An 11,932-nucleotide genomic window follows, 5' to 3' on the forward strand; every position below is an offset into this window, starting at 1 on the left:
ATGGGCTTTGGTTTTTGTGTTTTTATTGAACAACAGTTGTTTTATCAGAGACGATTTCATCGTTCTCAAAGACAACTTCTCCATTGACGATAGTCGTTTTGACTTTTCCTTTGAATGTCATGCCAACGTATGGTGAGTGCTGGTGACGGTAGAAGAGGTCTTCATTCTTCAGTTCAAAGCTTTCGTTCAAGTCAACAATCGCGATATCCGCATCATAGCCAGCTTCGAGTGCACCTTTATTCGTAAGGCCGAATAGTTTAGCAGGGTTTGTTGCAGTCAATTCAACAATTTTCTCCAATGGAAGGTTGCGTTTGAAATATCCTTCCGTCAACATGATGTTGAGCGTTGATTGAGCACCTGAAATTCCGCCCCAACCTTCGAAATAGTTATCTGTAATTGTTTTCATAGACGCTGGAGCTGGAGAATGGTCAGATGCGATGACGTTAATTTCCCCATTCGCTACAGCAGCCCATAGATCTTCGACTTCGTTCTCATCGCGTAGTGGAGGGCAGCATTTTGCCAATCCGCCTTTTTCTTCAAAGTCTTGTATATTTAGAGCTAAATAATGTGGGCACGTTTCGACCGTAATATCAACGCCACGCTGTTTAGCTTCAGTAATGATCTCAACTACTTTTCTGCTGCTCGCATGGACAACATGCAATTTACAGCCAGTAGCTTCTGCATAAGAGATAATTCTTCTGACAGCTTCAATTTCCGAAATGATCGGGCGTGATTCTACGAAATCTCTTGCAGTCGTTTTCCCTTGTTTTTGCTTTTCTTCAGCAAGCTGATCACAGATGACAGTGCTTTCAGCGTGAACCGCAAGAAGCGATCCAAAGGAAGCGATCTCTTTCATCCCTTTGAAGATCGTTTCATCGTCGACATGATTGAAGTCAACAATTCCGCTTGGGGACATGAATGCTTTGAAGCCAATTACCCCGTTTTCGTGAAGCTCTTTCAGGTCAGCAATATTCTCAGGAACTAGACCGCCCCAGAAATAAGGATTGACGACAGATTTCTCTTCGGCACATGCCTTTTTCAAGTCGAGATTTTCTTTATTGATCGTCGGTGGAGTGCTGTTCAACGGCATATCGAAGAAAGAAGTCGCTCCGCCGGCAGCTAAGCTTCGGCTACCTGTAGCAAGTCCTTCCCATTCCGTTCTGCCCGGCTCATTGAAGTGGACATGCGTATCGATCAAGCCTGGTAAAACGTGTTGCCCTTCTGCATCGATCACTCGTACAGCCGTGCCTTGCAGCGCTTGGCCAACTTCTTGGATCTTACCGTCTTTAACAGCAATATCCCCTTGGATAACGGATTCAGCTGTAACAATCGTACCGTTTTTAATAATCAAATCGTATGTAGTCATCTTTCATTCCTCCAAACAAAAATTTACCTTTGCCATTGCCGGATCGGACAACGGCAAAGGTATGAATGAATTAGTTAGTAGCAGCAATCAACTTGCCGACAGGTTCTCCGACAATGCCTTCTTCCAGGTCGAATACGACATGTCCGCGAACGATTGTTTTAGTCACGCGGCAGTCGATTTTTCTGCCTTCGTATGCACTATGTTTGTTTTTGTAGTAAAGGTCTTCCCTTTTCACTGTGTACGATTGGTTTGGGTCGACTAAAATGATGTCTGCGTCTTTGGAAACTGCAATTTCACCTTTATGCGTAATGTTGAAACGCTCAGACGGGTTTGTTGAAATCAATTTAACGAACTCATGAACCGGAAGTCCGCGCTGCTTCACAGCCAAGTCAAACATAAGGTCGACGTTGTTTTGCGCGCCGCTAATTCCGCCCCATGCTTCCCAAATCGTTCCTTGCTTCAAGTCCTCCGTACAAGGCGAGTGGTCGGACGTCAGCCAGTCGATATTGCCAGCTAGAAGCTCGTCCCATAGTCTTGCTTGGTCTTCCGCTTTTCTAATTGGAGGCTGACATTTTGCTTTCGGACCGACTTCATCGACTTGGTCGGCAGTGAATGCGAAATAGTGAGGGCAAGATTCAACCGTTACATCGACGCCTTCTTCACGCGCTTTCAAGATCACTTGGATTGCCTCTGAAGTGCTGATATGAACTAGGTGCAATTTACATCCAGTTTCTTTAGCGAATAGAATCGCACGTTGAACCGCTTCCACTTCTGTGAAGATCGGACGGGATTCCGCATATTCGACTCCGGAGTTTTTGCCTTCCCTTTCAAATTCCTTAGCAAGGCCTGATGGTACAGACCCGTTTTCTGCGTGGATGCAAAGGATTTGATCCAATTCAGCCAGTTTTTGCATGCCTTTATACAAAGTGTAGTCATCCACATTTACGAAATCATCCGGAATATCACTTGTAATATCGGATAAGAAGCATTTAAATGCAAGAACGCCAGCGTCCGACATTTCCTTCAGCTTATCCACGTTTCCAGGGACGAGTCCACCGTAAAATGCGTAGTCGACGTAGTTCTGGTCAACAGCCGCTTCCAATTTAAGATCCAACGCTGCTTTGTTCGTTGTTGCCGGCAATGCATTCAGCGGCATTTCTACGTAGCTTGTTGTGCCTCCTGCAGCCAGTGATTTCGATCCTGTTTCGAATCCTTCCCACTCTGCACGTCCAGGTTCACTGATGTGTACATGCGTGTCAATCATTCCAGGCATGACATATTGGCCGGCCGCGTCAATAACTTCCTTTGCATCATCCGAAATATTCTCGGCGATGCATGAAATCTTTTCATCTTTGATCCCTAAGTCAACGTTATAAACACCATCACGTAAAACTACTTTTCCGCCTTTAATAACTAAATCGAAAGCCATTTGAATTTCCCCTCTCAGTTATCAATGATTTTTTTGCCCAACAATTTCACACCAAACATCAGTTTCACCATTTCTCGAATTACCTATTCTCCTTAGATAACTCTGGAGCTTTTCGCATCATTGCACCTTTTGAATAGGTCGATTCAAGCGCCGTGTAGAGAATAAAGGCTGCAATGATTCCTACAAACCAAGACATATCGTAAAGAGGTTTTAGGACAGGTACGACGTTTCCGATCAAACAAAGGACTCCTGCAATTATAGTTGTGATAATCGCATTTACATTAAAACCTTTTGTATAATAATACTTCCCCTTATCTGCATCATATAAAGCATTCAAGTCGATTTTGGTTTTTGAAATGAGGAAGTACTGGGCTAGCATGATTCCAGTGACTGGAGCTAGGATCCCGCCAATAATGTTTAGGAAAGTGAAAATACTTGTTGCATTTTCCATCAACTTCCACGGCATGACGAGAATACCAGTAATCGCTGCAATGATGGCACCCGATTTGAATGTGAGTGTCTTTGGGAATAGAGATGCTAATTGGTAACCGGCCGGTACAATATTTCCAGTTACGTTAACAGATAATGTTGTTAAGCAAAGTGTAAGAACGGAAATAGCGATTGCAAATGTCCCGTCAAAACGAGCTACAACATCGAGTACGTTCCATATTGGTGTTCCAAAGGCGATTTCAGATCCGACAATGATGGCGATACTTGCAACCGCGAATAGCAAATACGTCACAATAAGGCCGACAGTTTGTCCTATCGCTTGCGTCTTCGTCGATTTTGCCAGCTTCGTGAAATCTGAAGCATTAACAATCGGCGCTGCCCATGCCGCAACGACTGCCGTTACAGCTGCGATGAAAATAACTACTTTATTTCCTGGAACTCCTGTACCTGTATAAGACAGAATAGGACCGATTCCTCCAGCTAAGTTAATGGCCCAAATTGCCATTCCTCCAAAAACAATGTACACAAGCGGCGAGAGGATATTTGTAAACTTCCCTAGGAAAGCCATTCCTCCATAAATCAAAGCAATGTTCAATAACCAGAACAGTAAAAACGATATCAACGCTGGCAAAGATAACCCTAGAAGGTTCCAATCTCCACCTAATGTCAAATACGTCGGCCAAAGCTTACCAATTAAAATTGATAATGCTTGGCTTCCTGCGTACGTTTGAAACCCGAACCACATAATTGCAGAAATGACTCCTCTTAACACACCCGGAATCATTGCGCCTTTCGGGCCGTAAGATAAACGCAGCAACATCGCAAACGGCAATCCATATTTCGATCCTGCATGGCCATTTAGAACAAGCATTGCTGATATGACAATGGAAGCAGCCATGATTGCAGCAAACACTTGGCCGACCGACAACCCTAAAGCAAATAGAGCACCGATGGCAATATAGTTTGGAATGTTATGAACAGAACCCATCCAGACTGTCAGGAAATTGCTTATCCCCCATTTTCGATCTTCTACTTTTGTGGGCAGAACATCTTCACTATATCCTGCACTCTTCATTTTTTCTCTATCAAAAAGAGTCAAAAAAACCCCTCCTTAAAATTTACCACTAGTATTCGAAACCTACCTATATTGAGGTTCATCGGCAAGGGTTTCGTACCGTTGTCTTCGCCCCAACGAGCTTCACATCTACCGTAGTAGTGGACGTCCTCATTATACAACCTATATTGATATACTTCTTTAGGTCACTTAAACAAAAGAACGATGTTTTATTAGATACAGTGGATAAGGAAGGGCTTAATAATAGACACTTTATATAACCGGTTGTGCAGTTTGAACAAAATAATTGCCCCTTGAAGAGTGGTTCTTCAAGAGGCAATTTATAAGATTCATTATTTCTCGAAAATAGTTCCTTTTTTGAAGCTTGAATTTTTAAACGCGTATTTCGACAGTAGATAGTACGATGTCCCCGCGACTACTAGACCGATGATCCATGCTAGTTCAACCTCTATGAACGCAGCGCCTGCACCGATGAACATGGCAATCAATCCTGCTGGATTATATCCGGCAAATGATCCCTCGTCATTATACAGGTCAGTCATATCCACTTTCTGTTTCCGTAAAATATAATAATCAACTAGAAGGATGGATATAACAGGTCCTAAGAATGCTGAATAGATGAGGATGAACATATTCAAACCTGTAGCCGATGACTCCTGGATAAGCAACCAAGGAAATGCACCTAAAGCTAGCAATCCTGTAATCGTTACAGATGCTTTATATTTCAATTTTGTCAGCAAAGTAATGACATAGGCCGGCGGAATGATGTTCGCCACCATATTTGTTGCAATAACTGCAACTACGATAAAGGCTGATACGAACACGGAAACATAATCATTATTGAGTATGATTGGAAGTGCTTGTGCAGGGTTCGTTACACCTGTTGCAGCTGCCAACATTGCACCGATGACAATAACAAAACCATATGAAATTGTTATTGGAATAAAGTATAATGCTCCGCGCTTCTTATCACTCAAACCAGTTTTCAACTCTCGTGAATAGTCTGCAGCACTTACAAAGATCCCTGCATAGTTCCCCAAGAAGACCATGATGAGTCCGAAGAACGGCAAGCCCCATGAGCCTTTAGCTTGTACCCATGTTTCAGCAATCTGAGTTGTATGTGAAGTCATAAGGATCCCAAATACATATACGAGTGCTGCCATGAAAACTACAGATGCAACTGTTTCCACCCATTTAATTGCATGGAAACCGAAGAGCGAAAGGACAATCTGGAACAATTGAAGTCCGATGAAACAGATGACAACATTATTAAATGCTCCGTTTGTAACGATTTTCATTATTTCATTCAACGCAGTACCGCCAATCCAGCTTTGAATACCGTACCAGACTATGGCAGGTACACCGCGTAATAACGATGAAATAACTTTCCCTTTTATCCCGAAGGACATTCTAAGCTGTACTACGTATGGAATACCTTCACGATACCCAAGTCGGTCATTTAATGCGAAGATTGTTGAAATGATCCCAATTGAGATCAAAGCTGCCAGGATGGTTTGAAAGATGTTCAAAGTTGCTGCTCCTGCAACAATTACGCTGGCTCCCAACGTCATATTCCCTAAGTTAACTCCATCACCGATCCACATGAAGACATAGTCTTTTGGCTTGACGGTTCTATCCTGCTCGGCTTTCGGATGCAGTGATTCATCTAACGTCGAGTGTTGGTCGACCTGAATTGCTTTTGCATCGATAGCTTCATTTATTACTGTCATATCAACTGCCCCTTTCAATGCTGTATTTTCAACTGCATTTATTTTGTTTTGGCTGATAAAAGTTTTACTTCTAAAACATTTTCATCGTGCACCACTTATTATACATAGCTTTATGGTTCCGGTCTTTATGTCTAGTAACCAAAATGCACAACCCCCCGCTATGTACTGTGCATAAGGTTTTTACGATAATCGCTAATTCGGCCAAACCTTTGTGCATAGTGAACAATGATTTCAGGGCATTCTTGTCTACTCGTTGGAATTCATTGGCATAGGTTCCAACATTCCGAATCAATGAAAACGAAGAACATCCCCTTTTCATTGGGCATGTTCTTCGTTTTTTTTCCTGCTGTATGTACAGATGCCTGTCTCCAATGGTTTTTCGCGAGTATACATATTTGTAAGTGCAAAAGGAGGTGATTTGAGTGGAAGACAAAAATAACCGCGAACAATTATATGGACTGTCGAGCCAGTTGATGGAACTGTTTGTAGCTGATTTATTCTCCAAAAACAAAATCAATGTCGAAGAAGCAAAACAACGTATGACAGATGAGCAGCGTGAACGCTTGAAGCAGACTGTTGAACAGCTAAAAACTCAAGTAGAGGGCTTTTTGGAATCGAAAGCCGTTCGGAAGGTAACAGATTCACAGGAAAAAACCGACGGACAGGCGCCTCATCCGCTACGGGAAGCATTCATGAAAAAGAAACAGCAGAAAGAAAATAAAAAAAATGAACAAGATTAGATGATTTGTCCAGCTCAAGAACTTTCCCGCACATGTAATAGGAAGAGAGAGGAGGGAAGAATAATGGACTATGACAATGACTATGAATATTATTCACGTGAAGAAGACAGATGCAGAGACAAAGACAGAGACAGAGACAGAGACCGGGACAGAGACCGGGACAGAGACAGAGACCGGGACAGAGACAAAGACAGATGCAGAGACAAAGACAGAGACCGGGATAGAGATAGAGACCGGGATAGAGACAGAGACCGGGATAGAGACAGAGACCGGGATAGAGACAAAGACAGAGACAGAGACAGATGGTCTGCATTAGATGCTGATTCAAGGCACCCAATCGCTCATTGCAGGAATGATAGAGAGAATACGGGTGCAGATGCGGAGTTGGATACTGATATCGAACAGCTTTCCAACGAACTAATTGTCATCCGCGACTCTTGCGATGTCACTGTCAGAACGACTGACACGCAAGTTGCCGTGTCCCTGCAAGCAGCGCTCCAAGTAGCCATCGCGATTGTTGTCAATATCTCGATTGCTGATGGTACAAGGGCGGAACGAGTGACAGCTGAATTACTGGAACGAGCACAGATCCGTCAGACCAATCGCCAAAGACTGATCATCGTCAACTCCCGTGATATCGAAGTAACTACGGAAGACACCGATGTAGCGATTTCCTTGCAGCTATTGTTACAAATCCTCTTGGCGTTAATCGTACAACTGGAAATTCTATAATGCCAAGAGAATAAGTAGTTCTCTACACTAACCACCCCCGCGACTCCCAAGTTGACGGGGGCGGTTGTCTGCAAGGAAACCCCTTTAGCCTAAAATATGCAGTGACCCACATGTTTGTTACGAATCCATCACGCTTCTTTTAAAAAGAGGTATTTTTGTACATTGTCACGAAACTACTAGTTATAAGGAGAGGAGGAACTAGTATGGAACCACCTATAGCAAAACGGATTCCCCATCCCCATCAATTGCATGGCGATGTACGCGAAGACGACTATTATTGGCTGAAGGATCGTACTAACCCGGAGGTCATCAATTATCTTGAAGAAGAAAATCGGTATTATGACAACATCATGCGCCCCATGGAGGAACTAACCGACCAGATTTATCAAAGTATGGTTGACCGTGTTCCCGATTCGGAAATGAAAGTGCCTGTACAGCATGGACAATACTTCTACTATTCACGTTTGGAAAAGGACAAGCAATACCCGATCTATGCACGCAAGCGGGCGGCAAGCCGCGAACTTTTAAACGATGCATCGGAGGAAATGGTGCTCGATCTGAATGTATTGGCCGAGGGCAGTGACTATTTAAGCGTGACGGTGCAGCGTATGAGTACCGATCAGAACCGTCTGGCCTATTTGGAGAACCGTGATGGAACCGACCGTTATACTATCCATATAAAGGACATGGAAACTGGGGAGCTTCTGCCCGATCGGATTCCTGATGTGTTTTTGTATGGCAGCATGGAATGGAGCCGTTGCGGCGACTATATTTTTTACATTACTGTTGATGAGAATCAACGCCCTTGCAAATTATGGAGGCATCGAGTAGGCAGTGACGTGGAGAGTGATGAGCTTGTCTATGAAGAAAAAGACGAGACATTTACACTTTACGTGTCTAAATCGCAAAGCGGGAAGTTTATTCTTGTTTATTCACATTCGAATACGTCAAGCGAAATCCGCATGTTGGAGGCAGATGCCCCGTCATCCCCTTTGCAACTACTGGATGCGCGGCGTGATGGGATTCTCTATGATGTGGAGCATTGGGGCGATGACCTGCTCATACTGACAAACGAAAATGCGCTGAACTTTCAACTGCTCCGCTGTCCACTCGACGACATCAGGTCACGGGTGAATGTCATTGCGTATAGCGAAAATCGCTATCTTCAAGGTGTGTATCCGTTTCGTGATAAGCTTCTTGTCTCCGGCCGGGAGAACGGTTTGACACAGATTTGGGTATTACAGGACGGCGAGTTGAATCCGATTGATTGGGATGAATCTCTCTATACTGTATCGGTTTTATCCGACCAGAGCTACGAGACGACTGAAGTGTTGCTTCAATATGAGTCGCTGCTTACGCCAAAAACGACATATGGACTGAATCTGTCAACCGGAGTGAAGCATAAATTGCAAGTGGCTCCCGTCAGCGGAGAATATGACCGTTCAAGCTATCGTCAAGAGCAATTATGGGCAGTCGCCGAGGATGGCGTCAACGTGCCGATGACCGTCGTCTATCGGGACGATGCGCTCGATGAAGGGCCTGCACCATTAATTCTATCTGGATATGGCTCATATGGAGCAAACAGCGATCCGCATTTCGATCCGTATCGTCTCCCGCTTTTGGACAAGGGTATCATATTTGTCACAGCGCAAGTGCGTGGCGGTTCCGAAATGGGACGGAGTTGGTACGAAGATGGAAAGATGGAGCATAAACGAAATACGTTCACAGATTTTATTGCTGCAGCGAAGCATCTAATTGAGCAGGGTTATACAACTCCGAACCGAATGGCGGCACGCGGAGGCAGTGCGGGAGGCTTGCTCGTCGGCGCAGTCGCGAACTTGGCAGGCAACTTGTTCAAGGCAGTCGTTCCAGCCGTGCCGTTCGTCGACGTCGTGACAACGATGTTGGATACTACGATTCCCCTTACAACCTTGGAGTGGGATGAATGGGGCAATCCACAAAATCGCGAGGATTATTTCTATATGAAGTCCTATAGCCCCTATGACAATGTGGAAGCGAAAGAGTATCCGCATATGTATATTACAACCGGTCTGAATGATCCGCGTGTCGGTTACTGGGAACCAGCGAAGTGGGTTGCACGCCTGAGAGCGGTAAAAACCGATGACAATGTCATTGTGTTTAAAACGAATATGGGTGCAGGACACTTCGGCAAGTCTGGCCGCTTCAACCATTTGAAAGAAGCTGCCGAATGTTATGCATTTGTTCTTGATAAGCTTGGTGTTGGTGCTGAACTAACAATTCCAACCTCCCGGTAATTCCGGGGGGTTTTTTGATGTCTGTCACCCGTGCAATTTGACTATACTGTCTTTCGAGGAGTGATGGATGTGTATAAATTGTTGTCACATAATGATCTGGACGGCGTTGGATGTGGAATTTTAGCGAAGATGGCTTTTGGAAAGCAGGTCAAAGTACGCTACAATTCCATTTCCGGTCTTAATCGGGAAGTAGAATGGTTTCTGGAAAATGAAGATAAGGAAACTTTCTTGTTCATTACAGATTTGTCTGTACATGAAGAAAATGAGAAAAGACTTGAGGCGTTTTATCAAGATGGCGGGAAGATTCAATTGATTGATCACCATAAGACAGCGCTTCACTTTAATGAGTATGGGTGGGGGCATGTCGTAGTCGAGGATGCGGATAAAAAATTAACTTCAGCGACTTCCCTATTTTATGAATACCTAGTGACACATGAACACATAGAACCGTCTGAATCTATTGCCGAATTTGTCGAGCTCGTCAGGCAATATGATACATGGGAATGGGAGAAGAATAATAATCAGAGTGCACAACGTCTCAACGCTCTATTTTTCCTCCTCTCCATTGATGAATTTGAAGAAAAGATGATTGAGCGACTACTTTCTAATGACCACTTCCACTTTGATGAATTCGAAAAGAAATTACTCGATATGGAAGAAGATAAAATCGAACGCTATATTCGCCGGAAGAGACGTGGACTCGTCCAGACGCAAGCGGACAACCTTTTTGCCGGAGTCGTATATGCGGAATCCTACCATTCAGAGCTTGGAAATGAACTTGGCAAAGAATACCCGCATCTTGATTACATTGTCATCTTAAACATGAGCGGGAAACGAGCCGGTTTCCGAACAATCCATGAGCATGTTGATGTATCCGAAGTGGCCGGTCAATTCGGTGGAGGCGGACATGCAAAAGCTTCTGGATGCTCTTTAACTAACGAGGCTTTTCAACAGTTTGTTTTGGACACGTTCCACTTAGAACCTTTAAGAGAAGATGCGCGACGAAATCGATATAACTTGAAACATTCTTCCTTCGGTTCCCTCTATAAAAACCGAATGGACGATAGCTTTTTCCTCTACCCGGAAAACGATCAAACATGGGCAATTAAACAAAATAACATAAAGCTGGAACAGACCTTTACTAGCTTCGAGGAAGCGGAGCGTTTCCTTAAAAGAAAGTACGAAGCTTGGCTTGTACGGGACGATGCTTTCGTCGATTATTTAATGGAACAGGTACGTAATGATTAATAAGAGGTGCCTGTGCTGCACAGGCACCTCCCTCTTCATTACTGCACCGTATATCCGCCATCTAGCACGACCGCTTGACCCGTCATGCCTTTCGCTGCATCGCTCGAAAGGAACAGTGCTAAATCGGCAACTTCCTTAACATCTAACAGCCGCTTCTGAGGCACTAATGGATAAATGATTTCCTCCAGTACAGATTCGAGTGGAACATTGCGTGTCATCGCTAAATCTTTGAACTGATTGCGCACTAATGGCGTGTCAACATAGCCAGGACAGATTGCGTTTACCGTAATCCCATCCGCTGCCGTTTCGAGAGCCGCGACTTTCGTCAACCCGATGACACCATGCTTGGCTGAGTTATAGGCAGCTTTTCCTGCAAAACCGACAAGTCCATTAATGGAAGCCATATTCAAGATACGTCCAAATCCATTCTCCCTCATATGCGGCAATACGAGTTTCGTTGCGATAAATGGAGCTGTCAGCATAATCTTCACAAGCAATTCAAATCGCTCCGTCGGAAAATCCTCAAGCATCGCAACATGCTGCATTCCTGCATTATTAATGAGGATATCAATTCTTCCGAAATGATCGATTGCTTCATTGATCGCCTTTTCCAGATCTGCTTCGGACGTGACATCACACTTAATACCAATCGCATCTCCACTCAGTCTTCGGGCAGCATCCTTCACTTTTTCCCCATTAATATCAGAAAGTACAACTTGAGCGCCTGCTTTAGAAAACTCTTGGGCAACTTCAAAGCCGATTCCTTGTGCGGCTCCTGTTATAAATAAAACTTTTCCTTCTACCATGTGAATTCCTCCCCACACAAAATACAGGGCGCTTACGAGATGTACCTATAACGCTCCAAAGGTTAAACTGTCATCCGTCA

9 protein-coding genes are annotated in these 11,932 nt (G+C 44.1%); 4 read left to right on the forward strand and 5 right to left on the reverse strand.

Annotated features, from left to right (window positions below; genetic code table 11):
- Positions 1-22: 22 nt before the first annotated feature.
- The 4 genes from M3191_RS12850 to M3191_RS12865 all read right to left on the reverse strand — a co-directional run bounded on the left by M3191_RS12850 (position 23) and on the right by M3191_RS12865 (position 6,050).
- Positions 23-1,366, reverse strand: coding sequence for an allantoinase (locus M3191_RS12850; RefSeq protein WP_251700776.1), 1,344 nt, complete (start codon positions 1,364-1,366; stop codon positions 23-25).
- A 70-nt stretch (positions 1,367-1,436) separates the two neighbouring features.
- Positions 1,437-2,795: an allantoinase AllB gene (allB, locus tag M3191_RS12855; RefSeq protein ID WP_251700777.1), complete on the reverse strand. Its 1,359-nt coding sequence runs from the start codon at positions 2,793-2,795 to the stop codon at positions 1,437-1,439.
- Positions 2,796-2,874: 79 nt separating this feature from the next.
- Positions 2,875-4,344, reverse strand: a complete 1,470-nt coding sequence (gene allW, locus M3191_RS12860) for an allantoin permease (protein ID WP_251700778.1) — start codon at positions 4,342-4,344, stop codon at positions 2,875-2,877.
- A gap of 308 nt (positions 4,345-4,652) precedes the next feature.
- A complete protein-coding gene (locus tag M3191_RS12865) occupies positions 4,653-6,050 on the reverse strand; it encodes an NCS1 family transporter (protein WP_251700779.1) in 1,398 nt (465 codons plus the stop codon).
- Positions 6,051-6,472: 422 nt separating this feature from the next.
- Between M3191_RS12865 and M3191_RS12870 the strand changes: the two genes are divergently transcribed.
- From M3191_RS12870 to M3191_RS12885, 4 genes are all read left to right on the forward strand, one after another.
- Positions 6,473-6,790 (forward strand): hypothetical protein, encoded by a 318-nt coding sequence (locus tag M3191_RS12870; protein ID WP_251700780.1) that lies wholly within the window; start codon positions 6,473-6,475, stop codon positions 6,788-6,790.
- A 63-nt stretch (positions 6,791-6,853) separates the two neighbouring features.
- Entirely contained in the window at positions 6,854-7,522 is a 669-nt protein-coding gene (locus M3191_RS12875; protein ID WP_251700781.1) for a spore coat protein, read from the forward strand.
- 203 nt (positions 7,523-7,725) lie between these two features.
- Complete coding sequence (locus M3191_RS12880) at positions 7,726-9,798, forward strand: S9 family peptidase (RefSeq protein WP_251700782.1); 2,073 nt, start codon at positions 7,726-7,728, stop codon at positions 9,796-9,798.
- A gap of 69 nt (positions 9,799-9,867) precedes the next feature.
- Positions 9,868-11,046 (forward strand): DHH family phosphoesterase, encoded by a 1,179-nt coding sequence (locus M3191_RS12885; protein WP_251700783.1) that lies wholly within the window; start codon positions 9,868-9,870, stop codon positions 11,044-11,046.
- Between the two features lie 38 nt (positions 11,047-11,084).
- On the opposite strand, the gene M3191_RS12890 is transcribed toward M3191_RS12885, so the two are convergent.
- Positions 11,085-11,852, reverse strand: a complete 768-nt coding sequence (locus M3191_RS12890; protein WP_251700784.1) for a 3-hydroxybutyrate dehydrogenase — start codon at positions 11,850-11,852, stop codon at positions 11,085-11,087.
- Positions 11,853-11,932: the final 80 nt, after the last annotated feature.

Origin of the sequence: Sporosarcina luteola, assembly GCF_023715535.1 — a bacterium.
GTDB classification, from domain to species: domain Bacteria; phylum Bacillota; class Bacilli; order Bacillales_A; family Planococcaceae; genus Sporosarcina; species Sporosarcina luteola_B.